16 protein-coding genes and 1 riboswitch are annotated in these 17,892 nt (G+C 70.6%); of the genes, 10 read left to right on the forward strand and 6 right to left on the reverse strand.

Translation table 11 applies throughout. From position 1 onward, the window contains the following. Window positions 1-55 precede the first annotated feature (55 nt). The 3 genes from ACFPIH_RS09045 to ACFPIH_RS09055 are packed head-to-tail and all read right to left on the reverse strand — an operon-like array spanning window position 56 to window position 4,360. Window positions 56-1,588: a benzoate-CoA ligase family protein gene (locus tag ACFPIH_RS09045; RefSeq protein WP_381165711.1), complete on the reverse strand. Its 1,533-nt coding sequence runs from the start codon at window positions 1,586-1,588 to the stop codon at window positions 56-58. Beyond that, window positions 1,585-3,744: an aminodeoxychorismate synthase component I gene (gene pabB, locus ACFPIH_RS09050; protein WP_381165708.1), complete on the reverse strand. Its 2,160-nt coding sequence runs from the start codon at window positions 3,742-3,744 to the stop codon at window positions 1,585-1,587. The genes ACFPIH_RS09045 and pabB overlap by 4 nt, the downstream gene beginning before the upstream one ends. 19 nt (window positions 3,745-3,763) lie before the next feature. Next, window positions 3,764-4,360 (reverse strand): putative antibiotic biosynthesis monooxygenase, encoded by a 597-nt coding sequence (locus ACFPIH_RS09055; RefSeq protein WP_381165706.1) that lies wholly within the window; start codon window positions 4,358-4,360, stop codon window positions 3,764-3,766. A 276-nt stretch (window positions 4,361-4,636) separates the two neighbouring features. Between ACFPIH_RS09055 and ACFPIH_RS09060 the strand changes: the two genes are divergently transcribed. Beyond that, window positions 4,637-5,359: a DUF3050 domain-containing protein gene (locus ACFPIH_RS09060; protein ID WP_385876535.1), complete on the forward strand. Its 723-nt coding sequence runs from the start codon at window positions 4,637-4,639 to the stop codon at window positions 5,357-5,359. 99 nt (window positions 5,360-5,458) lie between these two features. Here ACFPIH_RS09060 and ACFPIH_RS09065 read toward each other — a convergent pair whose 3' ends face one another. Continuing rightward, window positions 5,459-6,322 (reverse strand): hypothetical protein, encoded by an 864-nt coding sequence (locus ACFPIH_RS09065; protein WP_381165816.1) that lies wholly within the window; start codon window positions 6,320-6,322, stop codon window positions 5,459-5,461. A gap of 136 nt (window positions 6,323-6,458) precedes the next feature. Between ACFPIH_RS09065 and ACFPIH_RS09070 the strand changes: the two genes are divergently transcribed. The 5 genes from ACFPIH_RS09070 (at window position 6,459) to ACFPIH_RS09090 (ending at window position 11,487) form a co-directional block, all read left to right on the forward strand. After that, a complete protein-coding gene (locus ACFPIH_RS09070; RefSeq protein WP_381165702.1) occupies window positions 6,459-6,812 on the forward strand; it encodes a hypothetical protein in 354 nt (117 codons plus the stop codon). Between the two features lie 5 nt (window positions 6,813-6,817). Continuing rightward, entirely contained in the window at window positions 6,818-8,005 is a 1,188-nt protein-coding gene (locus tag ACFPIH_RS09075) for a glutathionylspermidine synthase family protein (RefSeq protein ID WP_381165700.1), read from the forward strand. Between the two features lie 20 nt (window positions 8,006-8,025). Continuing rightward, a riboswitch (ZMP/ZTP riboswitch) is annotated at window positions 8,026-8,116 on the forward strand. Between the two features lie 44 nt (window positions 8,117-8,160). After that, window positions 8,161-9,612: a glycine hydroxymethyltransferase gene (locus ACFPIH_RS09080; RefSeq protein ID WP_381165814.1), complete on the forward strand. Its 1,452-nt coding sequence runs from the start codon at window positions 8,161-8,163 to the stop codon at window positions 9,610-9,612. A 125-nt stretch (window positions 9,613-9,737) separates the two neighbouring features. Beyond that, window positions 9,738-10,751 carry a tryptophan--tRNA ligase gene (trpS, locus tag ACFPIH_RS09085; protein WP_381165698.1) on the forward strand — a complete coding sequence of 338 codons (1,014 nt, stop codon included), beginning with the start codon at window positions 9,738-9,740 and terminating at the stop codon, window positions 10,749-10,751. Window positions 10,752-10,908: 157 nt separating this feature from the next. Beyond that, complete coding sequence (locus ACFPIH_RS09090; RefSeq protein WP_381165696.1) at window positions 10,909-11,487, forward strand: 2'-5' RNA ligase family protein; 579 nt, start codon at window positions 10,909-10,911, stop codon at window positions 11,485-11,487. 19 nt (window positions 11,488-11,506) lie between these two features. Here ACFPIH_RS09090 and ACFPIH_RS09095 read toward each other — a convergent pair whose 3' ends face one another. Beyond that, window positions 11,507-12,253, reverse strand: a complete 747-nt coding sequence (locus ACFPIH_RS09095) for a decaprenylphospho-beta-D-erythro-pentofuranosid-2-ulose 2-reductase (RefSeq protein ID WP_381165694.1) — start codon at window positions 12,251-12,253, stop codon at window positions 11,507-11,509. A gap of 135 nt (window positions 12,254-12,388) precedes the next feature. Between ACFPIH_RS09095 and ACFPIH_RS09100 the strand changes: the two genes are divergently transcribed. After that, window positions 12,389-13,306: a YihY/virulence factor BrkB family protein gene (locus tag ACFPIH_RS09100; protein ID WP_381165692.1), complete on the forward strand. Its 918-nt coding sequence runs from the start codon at window positions 12,389-12,391 to the stop codon at window positions 13,304-13,306. Here ACFPIH_RS09100 and ACFPIH_RS09105 read toward each other — a convergent pair. Further along, window positions 13,260-14,543 carry a D-alanyl-D-alanine carboxypeptidase family protein gene (locus ACFPIH_RS09105; RefSeq protein WP_381165690.1) on the reverse strand — a complete coding sequence of 428 codons (1,284 nt, stop codon included), beginning with the start codon at window positions 14,541-14,543 and terminating at the stop codon, window positions 13,260-13,262. The genes ACFPIH_RS09100 and ACFPIH_RS09105 overlap by 47 nt on opposite strands. A 91-nt stretch (window positions 14,544-14,634) precedes the next feature. Between ACFPIH_RS09105 and ACFPIH_RS09110 the strand changes: the two genes are divergently transcribed. The 3 genes from ACFPIH_RS09110 to ACFPIH_RS09120 all read left to right on the forward strand — a co-directional run bounded on the left by ACFPIH_RS09110 (window position 14,635) and on the right by ACFPIH_RS09120 (window position 17,882). Further along, window positions 14,635-14,874, forward strand: a complete 240-nt coding sequence (locus tag ACFPIH_RS09110) for an SCO4848 family membrane protein (RefSeq protein WP_381165688.1) — start codon at window positions 14,635-14,637, stop codon at window positions 14,872-14,874. A 2-nt stretch (window positions 14,875-14,876) separates the two neighbouring features. Next, a complete protein-coding gene (locus ACFPIH_RS09115) occupies window positions 14,877-16,133 on the forward strand; it encodes a metallophosphoesterase (protein WP_381165686.1) in 1,257 nt (418 codons plus the stop codon). A gap of 195 nt (window positions 16,134-16,328) precedes the next feature. After that, window positions 16,329-17,882 carry an ABC transporter substrate-binding protein gene (locus tag ACFPIH_RS09120; RefSeq protein ID WP_381165684.1) on the forward strand — a complete coding sequence of 518 codons (1,554 nt, stop codon included), beginning with the start codon at window positions 16,329-16,331 and terminating at the stop codon, window positions 17,880-17,882. Window positions 17,883-17,892 lie beyond the last annotated feature (10 nt).

Below are 17,892 nucleotides of genomic sequence, written 5' to 3' on the forward strand. Positions count from 1 at the left end.
CTGTTCCTCTCGGACGTGACTCTGGGCATGGCTCTGGGCATGGCTCTGGGTGTGGTCACCAGGCCCCCTGGCGGACCAGATGGCGGCGAAGCTTTCCGGTGGGGGTCCGGGGCAGGGACGCGACGACGCTGACGCTGCGGGGGACCTTGAACGCGGCGAGGCGCTCCCGGGCCAGCCGCAGAAGGTCCTCCTGGAGACCGTCCGGCGCGTGGGTGACGGGGATGACGAAGGCGCGCAGCCGGCCGGCGCCGCTCGTGTCGGTGACGGCGGCGACCGCGACCTCCCGTACCGCCGGGTGGGTGCGCAGGACCGCCTCCACCTCCAGCGGGGAGACGGTGATGCCGCCGACCATCTCCATGTCGTCGGCGCGGCCCAGGTGCCGGAACGCGCCGTCGGGTTCGCGGCGCGCCCGGTCGTGGGTGGCGAGCCAGCCGCCGACCAGGGTGCGGGCGGTCTCCTCGGGGCGGTTGAGATAGCCGGGCGTCACCGTCGGCCCGCGCACCCACAGTTCGCCCTCGGTGCCGTCCGGCACCGGGCGTCCCGCGCGGTCGCGCAGTTCCACCTCGAAGCCGGGCACGGGACGGCCGACGGTGCCCGGGTGGTTGTGGCCGAAGCTGTTGGCGCAGAAGGCGTGACCGGCCTCCGTGGAGCCGATCTGCTCCAGGACGGGCGCGCCCAGCAGCTCGGTGACCCGCTCCCCGAGCCCGTCCGGCATGCCCTCGCCGGCCGAGACGGCGGCCCGTACGGAGGCGAAGCAGGCCTCGTGGCCGCTGCCCCGGTCGGCCACCAGCGCGGCGTACGCGGACGGCACGGAGTAGAGCAGCGTGACCCGGTGCCGGGCGACGAGCTCGTCCACGGCGGCGGGCGCGGGCCTGCGGTCCACCAGCACGGCGGACGACCCGGAGAAGAGCGGGAACACGAAGGCGTTGCCGAAGCCGTAGGCGAAGTACAGCTTGGACACCGACAGGGTGACGTCGTCCGGGGTGATCCCGAGCAGCGGCCGTCCGATGAGTTCGTGGTACGCCGCCGGGTCGGAGTGCGTGTGCACGACACCCTTGGGCGGGCCGGTCGTCCCGGAGGTGTACTGGATGTAGAGCGGGCTGTCCGCGTCCACGGGGTGCGGTTCGGCCGCGCCGGACGTCGCGGCGAGCGCGAGCAGCTGGTCGGCGCCGATCCGGGCCGCGCCGCCGAACCGGTCGTCCTCGAGGCCGGGCCCGGTCACACACAGCACGGCGGCCGTGTCGGCGGCGACGAACGCGTGGTCGGTGGCGGGCAGTTCGGGGTTCACCAGCACGGCCACGGCGCCCAGCCGCGCGACCCCCAGAAACGCCGCCACCCAGGCGATCGAGTCCGGCAGCGCGAGCACCACCCGGTCCCCGGCCCGTACTCCCTCGTCGGCCAGCACTCCGGAGACCCGCGCCGCGAGGTCGTGCACCTCGCCGTGTGTCCAGGTCCGATGCCCCTGATGAAACGCGGCCCGAGCCTCCCAGCCCCGCTGCCCGGAGAGCCGGGCGAGGTGGGCGGCGAGGTTGGCCCCGGTCGTGGCGGGGACGGTGGCTGACAGGGGAGGGGGCTGGTGGATCGTCATCGGGCCGCCTCCTCGGGGGCCGTGCCCGCGGGGGCCGTGGTGTGCTCCCGCAGGGCCCGCATCTGGGCCGCCGTCTTCAGGAGCATCTCGTCGTACTCGGCGACCGGGTCGGAGTCGAGGACGATCGCGCCGCCCGCGCCCAGATGCAGCCGGCCGTCGGCCAGTACGGCCGTACGGATCACGATGTTGAGGTCGGCGCCGCCGCTGCACCCCAGGTAGCCCAGGGCGCCGGAGTACACGCCCCGCGCCTCGGTCTCCAGCTCGTCGATGATCTCCATCGTGCGCAGCTTCGGCGCGCCGGTCATCGAGCCGCCGGGGAAGCAGGCGCGGACGCAGTCCACCGCGTCCGTGTCGGCGCGTAACCGGCCCTCGACGGTGGAGACCAGCTGATGCACGGTCGCGTACGTCTCGGTCGCCATCAGCCGGGACACCCGCACGGTGCCGGTCCGGCAGACCCGGCCGAGGTCGTTGCGGAGCAGGTCGACGATCATCAGGTTCTCGGCGCGGGTCTTGGCGTCCGCCGCGAGCGCGTCCCGCAGCCGGGCGTCCTCCACCGGGTCCGCGCCGCGCGGCGCGGTGCCCTTGATGGGCTTGGCCTCGGCGACGCCGTCCCGGGTGATCCGCAGGAAACGCTCGGGCGAGGCGCCCGCCACATCGAGGTCGCCGAACCGCAGGAAGGCCGCGTACGGCGCCGGGTTGACGCGGCGCAGCTCCCGGTAGAAGGCGTACGAGTCCGCAGGCGCCGGCATCCGGACGGCGTCGGTGAGACAGATCTCGTAGCTGGTGCCGGCGCGCAGTTCCCGTTTGCAGGCCTCGATGTCGGCGAGGTAGGTGTCCCGGTCGCGCACGAGCCACGGTTCGGCGGCGCCGAGGTCGGGCTCCGGTGCGGGCGGCGGGGGCGCCTGCCGCCCGTCCGGGGCGACGACGCACGTCAGCTCGGCCAGCGTGCTCTCCAGCCAGTCGGTGGCCTCCCGCGCGGCCTGCGGGGTGTCCTCCGCGAGGCAGACGGCGTAGGTGAGGTCCTCCTGGTGGTCCACCGCGATCAGCCGGTCGGCGAACAGCCAGGAGGCGTCCGGGGTTTCGGCGCGGTGCCGGTTCGGGGAGCCGCAGTCGGCCTTGGTCTCGTAGCCGAAGTAGCCGACGTAGCCGCAGGTGAAGTCGAAGGGCAGCCCGGTGGCGTCCACCTGACGGTTGGTCAACTGCCGCTTGAGGTAGTCGAAGACGGACGCCGTGACCTTCCGCGGGGGCTTCCCCGCCCGCTCGATCTCACAGCGGCCGGCCTGGACGTCGTACCGGACGAACTCGGCGAGCGGCCCGCTGTCGTCCCCCAGGAAGGAGAAGCGCGACTGTCCCTGTTCGACCCGGGAGCTGTCCAGCCAGAACGAGCGCGGCGAGGCCGCGAACAGCCGCCCGAAGGCGGCCTCGGTGTCGACCGCGCCGGCGATCCGGCGGGTGTGCAGCCGGTAGGCGGTCCGGTTGGCCTGCCGCTGGTGCGGGATGGACACCCCGCGGATCGAGACGGGTGCCGGGGCCGCCGGCGGCACGGAGGTGTTCTTGCTCCGCGGTCTGCGTGCCAGATCGGCCGTGAGGTTGCGGAAGTTCATGAGCATGCGGTGGCCGTACTCGGTGAGCACCGACTCCGGGTGGAACTGCACGCCCCACAGGGGCCGTTCGCGGTGCCGGATGCCCATCAGGACGCCGTCCTCGGCCCATGCCGTGGCCTCCAGGGTCGACGGGAGCGGCTCGTGCACGGCCAGGGAGTGGTAGCGGACCGCGGTGAACTGCTGCGGCAGCCCCTGGAACAGATCCCGCCCGTCGTGCCGGACCGACGTCAGATGCCCGTGCCGGGGCTCGGGGGCCGGCACCACCCGGCCGCCCCGCTCCCCGAGGGCGATGCCCTGGTGGCCGAGGCACACGCCGAGCACCGGCACGGTGGCCTCGGCGATCGCGCGGGCGCTGATGCCGAAGTCACGGGCGTTGCCCGGATGCCCGGGTCCCGGGGACACCACCACATTGTCGAACCCGGCCAGATCCGGCAGCCGATCTGCGGAAACGTCGTTCGTGATCACTACCGGTTCCTCGCCGTTGACCTCGGCGATCAACTGGAACAGGTTGTACGTGTACGAGTCATAATTGTCGATGAGCAGGGTCTTCACCCGCCCACCTCCTTTGTCGTTAACGAACCTGAGCGGTCCGCCGTTTGTGCCGCCCGCGCAGCGCCTGGAGCGGGGGATACAGCCATTTCTTGAAGAAACGCTGAAGGCGCGGCATGAGAATCCAGGTGACGATGGCCGTCACGCACAGGCAGAGGAACAGCGTGCGAAGCAACGGATTGAGGCCGCCGAGATAGGGCAGCACGATCAGATTGAACAGGAGCACCGGTGGGAAAACGGCGCTCATATTCACGAACCAAAGTTTCCATTTCGCCGGCGGGGAAGGTGGGGGCGGCGGCGGGGGTACGGGGGCCTGGGAGTCGAACCACTCCTTGGAGCCGTGCACGCTCTGACGCCCGGTCCGCTGGGCGACCCCCTCCGTCCGGGCCTCCCACTGCACCCGGTCGATGGAGTTCTCCCAGGCAGTAGCCGCGCTGTCGCTGGCGAAGCGATAGACGACATGCCACTCCGCCTCTCGGTCTACTAGGACGCCACCCCCGAGGAAGCCCTGCTGCCTGGAGCTCGCGCCCAGCATCGCCCACCCCCAGGTATGGAAGTCGGCCTCACGGCCCGGCACCACGTGATAGGCCACGGTGACGGTGACGGGATTACTGGTCACAGGGTGCAGTACGCGAAGAAGCGCGGCCCCGTTCAAAGATTCAACGAGTTTTTTCGGCTGTCCGTATCGTGACTCTTTGTTCGCCTATCGGCACCCTTGCCGCCTTCTGTCTTTACATACTGTGGGTAACTTTCCCGGAATTCGGAGAAGCGGTTGCGGTGGTGTTCTGATTCGTTGCACGATCGAAATTCGAGAGCGAAGGAGTTCTTCATGTCCAGGTACGTATGGAATCTGACCCAAGAGGGACACGAAGGAATCGCCCGGGCTCGTTCCGTGATGGAATCAGCACGGAAAGAAGTGACCGCGCACCCGATTTACCAGCGCATTTCAGAGCGGGAACACCTGGCGACGTTCATGGCGCACCACGCGTTCGCGGTGTGGGACTTCATGTCCCTGCTCAAGTCGCTCCAGCGGGAGCTGACATGCGTGGACGTCCCCTGGGTCCCGCGCGGCTCCACGGTCGCCCGGCGCCTCATCAACGACATCGTCCTGGTCGAGGAGAGCGACGAGCTGAACGGCGGCTTCACCAGCCACTTCGAGCTGTACCGCGCCGCCATGACCGAGGCCGGCGCCGACACCACCCGGCTCGACGCCTTCATCGGACTCATCAGCGAGGGCCACGACCTCCCGGCCGCCCTGAAGGTCGCCCAAGTCCCGGACCCGGCAGCCGAGTTCGTCACCACGACCTTCGAGATCATCGCCGACAGCCCGCTGCACTCCCGGGCCGCCGTCTTCGCCTTCTCCCGCGAGGACCTCATCCCCGACATGTTCGACCAGGTCATCAAGGAGGAGGGCACCGACAGCTTCCCCCTCTTCCGCGACTACCTCGCCCGCCACATCGAGGTCGACGGCGAGGAACACACCCCCATGGCCCTCCAGATGGTCGCCGACCTCTGCGCCAACAACGAAACCCGCTGGCAGGAGGCGGTGGACACGGTCCTCCTCGCCCTGGAGGCAAGGTCCCGCCTGTGGGACGGCATCACAGAGGCGATGTCCTGACGGAGGGCTGAGGCGGTGGAGATGACGGCGACGCGTACGCCCCGTGTGCGCAGCGGCGCGGCGCTCAGGGGGTAGGCCGGAGGGGGGAGACGCGGGGCTTCAGGTGCGTCGCACGGGCTGGTCCGGTGCCGCCACGTCGGCGCTGCTGCCCTCCTCCGGGGCCTCGCCGAAGCGGGCCAGGGTCAGCGCGCCCGCCACCGCGAGGGCGAAGCCGCACACCGCCAGCCAGGTCAGGCCCTCGCGGGTGCGGTCGCCGAGCCAGACGACGCCCACCGTCGCCGGGCCGATGGTCTCGCCGATCACCATCCCGGCCGTCGCCGCCGTCACCGACCCCCGCTGCAAGGCGGACGTCAGCAGCAGAAAGGCGGCCCCGCCGCCGACCAGCAGCGCGTACGTTGCCGGGTTGGTGAGGAGCGCGCCGGGGGAGAGGCCGTCGATCAGCCGTACCGCCACCTCCACCACCCCGAACCCGAAGCCCGCGCCCAGGCCCAGCAGCAGGGGCCGCCCGCGCTCGGGCAGCCGTCCGCCCGCGAGGCCGAGCAGCAGCACCGCCACCCCGGCCGCGAGCACCGCGTACCGCAGCGCGTCCGAGCCCGCCCGGTCACCCTCCGGCCCCGAAGCCAGCCCCAGCAGGGCCAGCCCCGCGCACACCACCCCCACCGCACCCCACTCCGGCCGGCTCAGCCGCACCCGCAGCAGCCGCGCCGCGACCACCGCCGTCACCGCGAGGCTGGCGGCGAGGGCCGCCGACACGGCGTAGATCGGGATCGAGCGCAGGGCGAGCACCTGTCCGACGAACCCCAGCCCGTCCAGGCCGAGCCCCGCCAGATACCGCCACTGCCGCAGCGCCCGCAGCAACAGCGCCGCGTCCCCGCCAGCCCCGCCGGACGCGGCCCGCGCGGCCATCGCCTGCAACACCGTCGCCGTACCGAAGCACACCGCCGCACCCAACGCGCACACCATTCCGAACAGCACAGACGGACTGTAGGGGAGCGGGCGGGACGGGGGGCCGGTGCACGTGCCTTCTCACCCATCTCTAGGCTGATGGCCGAAAACCAACGCTAGGCCACCACAGCAAGCCACCAGGGGGACGGACAGCATGGCGGACGCACGCAGGCAACTTCGCTCGGGCACGGTCGTACTCGGCGGCATGGGGCTGCTCGCCGTGGCCCTCACCTCCTGCTCCTCCGACCCCGACAAGCGCTGCGTCGACCGCGACAGCTACCAGCTCGCCAAGGGCTACAAGGTCGTCGCCGACAAGAACTGCAAGTCCACCAAGACCTCGTCGGCCGGCGCCTGGTACTACGGCGGCAACAAGAAGGGCTCCTGGGTCGCGGGCGGCTCCTTCACCAAGCCCGCCAAGAGTTCCGGCTCCGGCTCCGGCGGCTCGAAGGTGGACCGCGGCGGCTTCGGGGGCGACGGCGGCGACGGCCACGGCAGCTCCGGCAGCTGACCGCGGTGCGACGCCACACCCTCACCCCCCGCCCCGACTGGCAGCGGACCGTCGAGGAACAGGGCCTCATCTACCCGCTCACCCGCCACCCCGACGGCACCCTGCGCCCCTACTGGGACGAGAGCGCCTACTACTCCTTCACGCTCGACGAGGTCGAGGCCCTGGAGGAGACCGTCGAGGAACTCCACCGCATGTGCCTCGCCGCGGCCGCGCACATCGTCGACACCGACCGCCTCGCCGACCTCGGCATCACCGACCCCCGCGTCGCCGCCGCCGTCACCGAGGCCTGGCACCGCCGTGCCGAACTCCCCTCCCTCTACGGCCGTTTCGACCTGCGTTACGACGGCACGGGCCCGGCGAAACTGCTGGAGTACAACGCCGACACCCCCACCTCCCTGGTGGAGGCGGCCTCCCCGCAGTGGTTCTGGATGGAGGACCGTTTCCCCGGCGCCGACCAGTGGAACTCCCTCCACGAACGCCTGGTCGCCGCCTGGCGGAAACAGGCCCCCCTCCTCCCGCCCGGCGGCCCGCTGTACTTCGCGCACTCCTCCGCCGACGAGCTCGGCGAGGACCTGATGACGGTCGCCTATCTGAAGGAGACCGCCGAGCAGGCCGGCCTCGACACCGACTGGATCTCCATGGAGGAGATCGGCTGGGACCCGCTGTCCGGCCGCTTCGTCGACAACCGGCTCCGCTTCATCCGCGGCTGCTTCAAGCTCTACCCGTGGGAGTGGCTCACCACCGACCGCTTCGCCGACCACGTCCTCGGCACCCTCGACAACGGCGGCGGCACGGGCAGCACGATGTGGATCGAGCCCGCCTGGAAGATGCTGCTCAGCAACAAGGCCCTCCTGGCCGTCCTCTGGGAGCTGTACCCCGGCCACCCCCACCTCCTCCCCGCCCACCTCGACGGCCCCCGTGACCTCGCCACCACCACGGGTTACGTCGCCAAGCCCCTCCTCGGCCGCGAGGGCGCCGGCGTCACGATCCACGAGAAGGGCGCGGAACCCGTCGTACGGGACGACGAACCCTGCTGCTACCAGCAGCTCGCCCCCCTCCCCGCCTTCGACGGCAACCACGTCGTCCTCGGCGCATGGGTGGTGGGCGACGAGTCCGCGGGGCTCGGCATCCGCGAGTCCTCGGGCCTGATCACGGACGAGTACGCCCGCTTCGTACCGCATGTGATCCTCTGACGCGGCAGCCGGTAGGCTGCTGAGCGGGTCGTGACTGGCGCGCTGGGATGGGACGGACCATCGGGGAGCGGCCCGTGAGCAGCAAGAGTGCCGTGCGCCTGGGCCAGACCGAGAACCGTGACCGCTCGTACGCCACGCCACCGGAGGCCGAAGACATGCCAGAGCAGCAGCCCCTCTCCACCGAGTCCACCGCCTTCCGCGCCGCCCTCGACGTGATCCGCGCCGTCGAGCCGCGGGTCGCCGACGCCATCGGGCAGGAGGTCGCCGACCAGCGCGAGATGCTCAAGCTGATCGCCTCCGAGAACTACGCCTCCCCGGCCACCCTCCTCGCGATGGGCAACTGGTTCAGCGACAAGTACGCCGAGGGCACGGTCGGCCGCCGCTTCTACGCCGGCTGCCGCAACGTCGACACCGTCGAGTCCCTCGCCGCCGAGCACGCGCGCGAGCTCTTCGGCGCCCGGCACGCCTACGTCCAGCCGCACTCCGGCATCGACGCCAACCTGGTCGCCTTCTGGGCCGTCCTCGCCGACCGCGTCGAGGCGCCGTTCCTGGAGAAGACCGGCGTCCGCCAGGTCAACGACCTCTCCGAGGCCGACTGGGCCGAGCTGCGCCAGGCCTTCGGCAACCAGCGCATGCTCGGTATGTCCCTGGACGCCGGCGGTCACCTCACCCACGGCTTCCGCCCGAACATCTCCGGAAAGATGTTCGACCAGCGGTCGTACGGGACCGACCCCGCCACCGGCCTCATCGACTACGACGCCCTGCGCGCCTCCGCCCGCGACTTCAAGCCGCTGATCATCGTCGCCGGCTACTCCGCGTACCCCCGTCTGGTGAACTTCCGGATCATGCGCGAGATCGCCGACGAGGTCGGCGCGACGCTCATGGTCGACATGGCGCACTTCGCCGGTCTGGTCGCCGGCAAGGTCCTGACCGGCGACTTCGACCCGGTCCCGCACGCCCAGATCGTCACCACGACCACCCACAAGTCCCTGCGCGGCCCGCGCGGCGGCATGGTCCTGTGCGACGACTCCCTCAAGGACCAGGTCGACCGCGGCTGCCCGATGGTCCTCGGCGGTCCCCTCCCGCACGTCATGGCCGCAAAGGCCGTCGCCCTGGCCGAGGCCCGGCAGCCCGCCTTCCAGGACTACGCCCAGCGCATCGTCGACAACTCCCGCGCCCTGGCCGAGGGCCTGACCAGCCGCGGCGCGACCCTCGTCACCGGCGGCACCGACAACCACCTCAACCTCATCGACGTCGCCGGCTCCTACGGCCTCACCGGTCGCCAGGCCGAGGCCGCGCTCCTCGACTCCGGCATCGTCACCAACCGCAACGCCATCCCCGCCGACCCGAACGGCGCCTGGTACACCTCGGGCATCCGCATCGGCACCCCCGCCCTGACCACCCGCGGCCTCGGCACGGCGGAGATGGACGAGGTGGCGTCCCTGATCGACCGAGTCCTGACCACCACCGAGCCCGGCACGACGAAGTCGGGCGCCCCGAGCAAGGCCGCCCACGTCCTGGACGCGAAGATCGCCGACGAGATCGCGACCAGGGCGACCGACCTGGTGGCGGGCTTCCCCCTGTACCCGGAAATCGACCTCGGCTGAGCCTTCTTTCAGGGGCGCGGGGCCGCATCCATGTGCGGCTCCGCCGCGGGGCGCGAACGCCCCCACCCATCCGCCGGTTCCCCACGCACCGAAACCACCCCCACACCTCTGAGACAATAAGACGCATGGCCTCAGATCGACCCCGCGTGCTCTCCGGAATCCAGCCCACCGCAGGCTCGTTCCACCTCGGCAACTACCTCGGCGCCGTGCGCCAGTGGGTCGCCCTGCAGGAGTCCCACGACGCGTTCTACATGGTCGTCGACCTGCACGCGATCACGATCCCGCAGGACCCGAAGGAGCTCACGGCCAACACCCGGCTGGCCGCAGCCCAGCTCCTCGCGGCCGGCCTGGACCCGGAGCGCTGCACGCTCTTCGTACAGAGCCACGTCCCCGAGCACGCCCAGCTCGCCTGGGTCATGAACTGCCTCACCGGCTTCGGCGAAGCCAGCCGCATGACGCAGTTCAAGGACAAGTCCGCCAAGCAGGGCGCGGACCGCGCGTCCGTCGGCCTGTTCACGTACCCGATCCTCCAGGTCGCCGACATCCTGCTCTACCAGGCAGACGAGGTCCCGGTCGGCGAGGACCAGCGCCAGCACATCGAGCTGACCCGCGACCTCGCCGAGCGCTTCAATGGCCGTTTCGGCGAGACCTTCACGATCCCGAAGCCCCACATCCTCAGGGAGACGGGCAAGATCTACGACCTCCAGGACCCGTCGATCAAGATGAGCAAGTCGGCGTCCACGCCGAAGGGCCTCATCAACCTGCTCGACGACCCGAAGGCCACCGCGAAGAAGGTCAGAAGCGCGGTCACCGACACCGACACCGTCGTCCGCTACGACCCTCAGGAGAAGCCGGGCGTCAGCAACCTGCTCGGCATCTACTCCACGCTGACCGGCAAGAGCGTCCCCGAGCTGGAGCAGGCCTACGAGGGCAAGCTCTACGGCGCGCTCAAGACGGACCTCGCGGAGGTCGTCGTCGACTTCGTCACGCCGTTCCGGGACCGCACCCAGCAGTACCTGGACGACCCGGAGACGCTGGACTCGATCCTGGCCAAGGGCGCCGAGAAGGCACGCGCCGTCGCCGCGGAGACCCTGTCGCAGGCGTACCAGCAGGTCGGCTTCCTGCCCGCGAAGCACTGACAGCGCTCAGGAGCACCGAGGGCGCACCGCACACCTGTTCCACCGGGCAGAGCGCTGCACATCACTTCCCCTGCGCCTGCCCAGAGCACAGCCGTGCCCGTACAGTCGATAGCCGCACGACTGAGTACGAACCCGGCATGACAACAGAGGAGAAGACGTGGGGACCGTAACGATCGGCGTGTCGATCGCGGTCCCGGAGCCTCACGGCAGCCTGCTCCAGGAGCGGCGCGCGGGCTTCGGCGACGCCGCGGCTCACGGCATCCCCAGCCATGTCACCCTGCTGCCGCCGACCGAGGTCGAGGCGAGCGCGCTGCCCGCCGTCGAGGCGCATCTCACCGAGGTCGCCGCGGCCGGCAGACCCTTCCCGATGCGGCTGTCCGGCACGGGCACCTTCCGGCCGCTGTCCCCGGTCGTCTACGTCAGGGTCGTCGAGGGCGTCGAGGCCTGCGGCCGGCTCCAGCAGCGGGTCCGCGACGCCTCCGGGCCGCTCGCGCGGGAGCTGCAGTTCCCGTACCACCCACATGTCACCGTCGCGCACGGCATCGACGACGAGGCGATGGACCGCGCCTTCGAGGAACTCGCCGGCTATGAGGCCGAGTGGTCCTGCACCGGCTTCGCCCTCGCCGAGCAGGGCCCCGACGGCGTGTGGCGCAAACTGCGCGGCTACGCCTTCGGCAGCCCGGTGGTCCCCTCGCAGGCGGCCCGCATAGACCGCGGCTCGCTGCCCGCCCGCTAGGACGGGTCCTGGAGCAGTCCTAGAGCGGCAGTCTCCGGAACACCCCCCGGGGAAGGTGCCGCAGCGCCGCCATCACCACCCGCAGCAGGCCCGGCACCCACACGATCTCCGAGCGCCGTCGCAGACCAAGCTCGATCGCCGTCGCGACCGCCTCCGGAGTGGTCGTCAAAGGCTCCCCACGTCCGGCCGTGCCGATGTCTCCGGGGCGTACGACCATGACGTGCACGCCGGTGCCGTGCAGCGCGTCGCCCAGGCCCTGTGTGAACGTGTCGAGGCCGGCCTTGCTGGAGCCGTAGATGAAGTCCGCGCGGCGGGCGCGCTCCCCGGCGACCGAGGAGAGCACGACCAGCGAGCCGTGGCCCTGGGTCTGGAGCGCGCGGGCGCTCACCAGGCCCGCCGACACCGCGCCCGTGTAGTTGGTCTGCGCGACGCGCACCGCGGCGGCCGGGTCGCGCTCGTCGTGCGCCTGGTCGCCGAGGACACCGAAGGCGAGCAGCACGAGATCGATGTCGCCCTCGGTGAAGACCTTGCCGAGGACCGTCTCGTGGGAGTCGGGGTCGAGCGCGTCGAAGGCGACCGTGCGGACGTCGGCGCCGAGGGCGCGCAGCTCCTCGGCGGCCGTCTCCAGGGCGGGGGAGGGGCGGCCGGCCAGCCACACCACGCGCGTGCGGCGGGCGATCAGCCGACGGACGGTGGCCAGCGCGATCTCGGACGTACCGCCGAGGACGAGCAGGGACTGCGGGAGACGTTCAGAGGATCGGGGCATGAAGACGACCGTATCGCCCGGATAAATCCCCTTGGTTCTCCTGGTTCACCAACATTCGTCCGCTACCCGAAATGGGTGATTGGTTTTCGGGGTACTCGCACATCGGTTGCGGACACCTGGGGCAGAGTTCGGATCATGGACTGGCTGAAAAAGCTTCCCGGAATCGGGCCGTGGGTCGCGCGGCTCATGGCCACGCACGCGTGGCGGTCGTACGAACGCCTGGACCGGGTCAAGTGGACGCGGCTCGCGGCGGCGATGACGTTCGTCAGTTTCGTCGCGCTGTTCCCGCTGCTCACGCTGGCCGCAGCGATCGCCGCCGCCACCCTCAGCGACTCCCAGCAGAACAAGCTCCAGGACAAGATCGCCGACCAGGTCCCCGGTATCTCCGACCAGTTGGACATCCACGGCCTGGTCCAGAACGCCGGCACCGTCGGGCTCATCGCCGGCGCCGTCCTGCTGTTCACCGGCATCGGCTGGGTCGGCCAGATGCGGGAATGCCTGCGCGCGGTGTGGGAACTGCCCGACAAGGACGACAACCCGGTGCTGGCCAAGGCCAAGGACACCGGCATCCTGGTCGGCTTCGGCGGCGCCGTGCTGACCACGATCGCCATCTCCACCGTCGCCTCCGCCCTGATCGACCGGATCACCGACGAACTCGGCATCGACAAGGCGGGCTTGGGCGGCTTCCTGCTGCGCGCCGCCGCCTTCGCGATCGCCGTGCTCGCCGACTTCCTGCTCCTGCTGTACGTCCTCACCCTGCTGCCCGGCGTCGAACCGGCCCGCCGCCGGCTGGTCGTCGCCGCGCTGATCGGCGCGATCGGCTTCGAACTGCTGAAGCTGCTGCTGAGCGGCTATATGCAGGGCGTGGCCGCGAAGAACATGTACGGCGCGTTCGGGGTGCCCATCGCCCTGCTGCTGTGGATCAACTTCACCGCGAAACTGGTCCTTTACAGCGCCTCGTGGACGGCGACGGGCAGCGCTTCCGACAGCGAGTTCGACGAGGACGTCACCGACGACGTCGTACCAGGTCCGGCAGCGGCCAGCGACGGTTGACCAGGAACACGCCCACGGCCAGCAGCACCACCACCCCGCCCGTGACGCCCAGCGCGGTCCACATGCCGCGCGAGCCCTCGTCGGTCACCGCGCTCGCCACCGGCCGTCCGGAGGCGTCCTCGGCGCCGCCCGCCTGACCCGACGCCGGGGCCGCCGAGGGGCTCGCGGACCGCTCGGCGGACTTCGGCGGGACCAGCTCGCCCACCGGGGTCACCTTGCCGGCCGCCGCGAAGCCCCAGTCGAACAGCTTCGCCGTCTCCTTGTAGACCTCGTTGTGGTCGCTCTTCGCCGGGTTCATCACCGTGACCAGCAGCACCCGGCCGCCCCGCTCGGCGACTCCGGTGAACGTCGCGCCCGCGTTGGTGGTGTTGCCGTTCTTGACGCCCGCGATGCCCGGGTACTGCGAGATGTCGTAGTCCCCGCTCAGCAGCCGGTTGGTGTTCTGGATCTCGAAGGTGCCGCGGACCTTCTTGCCCTTCTTGTTCTTCTTCGTCTCGCCGGGGAACTTCGCCGTCACCGTCGAGCAGTACTCCCGGAAGTCCTTCTTCTGCAGCCCCGAGCGCGCGAACAGCGTCAGGTCGTACGCGGAGGACACCTGGCCGGGGGCGTCGTAGCCGTCGGGGGAGACCGCGTGCGTGTCGAGGGCCTGGAGCTCCTCGGCGTGCTCGTTCATCTCCTTCACGGTCTCCGCGACACCGCCGTTCATCGCCGACAGCACGTGCACGGCGTCGTTGCCGGAGCGCAGGAACACACCGAGCCACAGATCGTGGACGGTGTACGTCTCGTTCTCCTTTATCCCGACGAGGCTGGAACCCGACCCCATGCCCGCCAGGTCCTTCGCCGCCACCTTGTGCGTGGTGGTCTTCGGGAACTTCGGCAGCACGGTGTCGGCGAACAGCATCTTCATCGTGCTCGCCGGGGGCAGCCGCCAGTGCGCGTTGTGCGCGGCGAGCACCTCGCCCGACTCCGCGTCCGCGACGATCCACGACCGCGCGGTCAGATCCTTCGGCACCACCGGCGCGCCCCCGGCGAGCGCCACCTGAGTCCCGGCCTGCCCCAGGCGGGTACCGCCGACGGAGGACATGTTCGCCGGCGGAGTGGCCGACGGGCTCGCGGACGGACTCGTGGACGGTTTCGGCGCCGCGAGGGACACCGGCGCGGTCAGCGCGAGAGACACGGACGTGGCTGCGGTGACCAGCAGGGATCGCCTGACGGTCTGCTTCATGGGTGCGGGCACGACGGAGAACGTACCTGGCGGCCGACGGGAAGTCCCGCCCCCCTCCCCACCCCGTTCATCGAACCGGACACCCGGCGGCGATACTGAAGTCATGAAGCTCAGCCGCCCGCTCTCCTGGTTCCTGCTCGCCTTCGGGGTGTGGAGCTGGATCATCTGGGTCACTTTCGTCAAAAACCTGGTCAAGGACAGCAGCGGGCAGGCGTTCGACGACGGCCATCCGACCGCGTTCTTCTGGGTCCACCTGACGCTGGCCGTCGTCTCCTTCGTATGGGGGACGGCCGTCGGGGCCATCGGGTTGCGCGGACTGCGCGCACTGCGGGGGACGTCATAGCGATGGCGTTCCTCCTCGTCCCGCTGGTGCTCGCCGTCCTGGTCACGGCCAACTGGTACCTGTGGCGCCGCCTGTTCCGCGACACCACCGCCGGGCCCGGACTGCCGCGCCGCGCGGGCGCCGTACTGATCGCGGGCGGCTGGATCCTCGCCGTCGCCGCCCTGGTCACCGAGCGCGCCGGCGCCCCCTTCTGGCTCCAGCGCACCCTGGCCTGGCCCGGCTTCCTGTGGCTGGCCCTGTCGATCTACCTCCTCCTGGGCGTTCTCGTGGGCGAGGCCGTACGGCCCCTGCTGCGCCGCTTCCTGGAGCGACGCGCGCGGAACGGTGCCGCGGCCGAGGAACCGGTCGCGCACCCCGTACAGGTGGGCGCACCGGCCGTACCGCCCTCGTCGGAACGGCCGGAATCCACCACGGAGCCCGAACCCCCGGCCGCCCCCTCGCGGCGGGTCTTCGTCTCACGGGTCGTCGGCGGGACCGCCGCCGCGGTGGCCGTGGGGACCGTCGGTTATGGCACCTACGGGGTGCTGCGGGGGCCGAAGGTGAAGCGGGTGACTGTCCCGCTGGCCAAGCTTCCGGGCAGAGCCCACGGTTACCGGATCGCGGTCGTCAGCGACATCCACCTCGGGCCCGTGCTCGGGCGGGGCTTCGCGCAGAAGGTCGTCGACACCATCAACTCCACCCAGCCCGACCTGATCGCCGTCGTCGGCGACCTCGTCGACGGCAGTGTGAAGGACCTCGGCCCGGCCGCCGCGCCCCTCGCCCAGCTGAAGGCCCGGCACGGCAGCTTCTACGTCACCGGCAACCACGAGTACTTCTCCGGCGCCGAGCAGTGGGTCGAGGAGGTACGGCGGCTCGGCCTGCGCCCGCTGGAGAACGCCCGCACCGAACTCCCCTGGTTCGACCTCGCCGGCGTCAACGACCTCGCAGGTGAGAGCGAGGGCCAGGGCCCCGACTTCGGCAAGGCGCTCGACGACCGCGACACCACGCGCGCGTGCGTGCTCATGGCCCACCAGCCCGTCCAGATCGACGACGCCGTACGCCACGGCGTCGACCTCCAGCTCTCCGGCCACACCCACGGCGGCCAGCTGTGGCCCGGCAACCTGATCGCGGGGGCGGCCAACCCCACCCTCGCGGGTCTGGATCGCTACGGCGACACCCAGCTGTACGTCTCCCGGGGCGCCGGCGCCTGGGGCCCGCCCACCCGCGTGGGCGCCCCCTCCGACATCACGGTGATCGAGCTGGCGTCCCTGCGGATGTGAACCGCACAGGAAACCATGTTGTAACAACTGGTCGGTAAGTCTTTTCTCATCTGGCGTCTTACCTCCCTGGACCCCCTTTCCTCAGTTGAAACACGTGTGGTTAGGTGATCCGCGCCACCAAGGGGAGTGGCATCCTGTGTCGCTTTCTGTGTACTGCTGGGCCCTTTCGTGGCCCGGGGAGGGCAGGGCATCACCATGCGATCGGTTCGCATGCGGATCCTCGTGACAGTGCTGGTTCTCGCGGTCGTCGGCGTCGGTGGCTGGCAGCTGCTGCCGTCCGACGGGGACAGCGGGGCCACCATCACGGTCGGCACGACGGACACCGTCACCTCACTCGACCCGGCCGGCGCCTACGACGCCGGTTCCTGGGCGTTGTTCAGCAACGTCTTCCAGTCGCTGCTGACGTACGAGCCGGGCGGCGTCTCGCCCGTCCCGGACGCGGCCAAGAGCTGCTCCTTCGAGAAGGGCGGCCTGACCACCTACCAGTGCGAACTGCGGGACGACCTCACCTTCCCCAGCGGTCGCAAGGTGACCGCCACGGACGTGAAGTACTCCTTCGACCGGGTCAAGAAGATCAACGCCGACGTCGGGCCCGCCTCGCTGCTGTCCACCCTGAAGTCCGTGGACGCCGACGGTCTGAAGGTCACCTTCCATCTATCCGCCGCGGACGCCACCTTCCCGTTCAAGGTGGCCACCGGAGCCGGCTCGATCGTCGACCCCACCAAGTACCCGGCCGACGGCCTGCGCGTCGGCAGCTCCGTCGACGGCACCGGCCCGTACACCCTGACGTCGTACACGAAGGGCAAGCAGGTCCACCTCGAGCCCAACTCGCGCTACAAGGGCGCCGTCGACACCGGCTCGCCCATCGAACTGCGCTACTACGCCGACCCGGACGCCCTCGAGAAGGCGTGGCAGGCCAAGCAGGTCGACGCGGCGACCCGCCAGCTGCCGCCCAACGTCCTCGCCTCCCTCAACGCCAGCGACCCCGACATGCGCGTCACCGAGGCCGACAGCTCCGAGACCCGCAACCTCTACTTCAACACCCGTGACTCCTCACCGCTGCACAGTGTCGACGTCCGCAAGGCGATGGCCTGGCTGATCGACCGCGAGCAGCTGGCGGCCGGTGTGTACGAGGGCACCGTCGAGCCGCTGTACTCCCTCATCCCGGCCGGTCTCACCGGCCACACCACGTCCTTCTTCGACGACTACCCGGACCAGAACTCCGAGAAGGCCCGCAAGCTCCTGGAGGAGGCCGGCGTCAGCATCCCGGTCAGCTTCACCTACGGCTACGGCCTGGGCAGCGGCGCCGCCGAGGCCGAGGCGAAGGAGCTCAAGCGGCAGCTGGAGGCCAGCGGTCTGTTCAAGGTGAACGTCAAGGGTTACGAGTGGACCGACTTCCAGAAGCGCTGGGCGGGCGGCAAGCTCGACGCGTACGCCGTCGGCTGGGTCGCCGACTACCCCGACCCGGACACCTACGCCGGCCCGCTCGTCGGCACCGGCTCCACCATGAACACCGGCTACAGCAACAAGACCGTCGACCAGTACATCGCCAACAGCCAGCAGTACGCCGACCGCACCCGGGTCTCCGACGACTTCAAGGACATCCAGCAGGTCATCGCCCAGGAGGTGCCGGTGATCCCGCTGTGGCAGCGCAAGGAGTACGTCGTGACCACCTCGGACGTCGGCGGCGGCCAGTACCTCGCGGACGGCAACGGCGTGTTCCGGCTCTGGAAACTCGACTGGATCTGAGCCCGCGGAC

This window comes from Streptomyces vulcanius, from assembly GCF_042653945.1.
Lineage (GTDB): Bacteria > Actinomycetota > Actinomycetes > Streptomycetales > Streptomycetaceae > Streptomyces > Streptomyces mangrovi.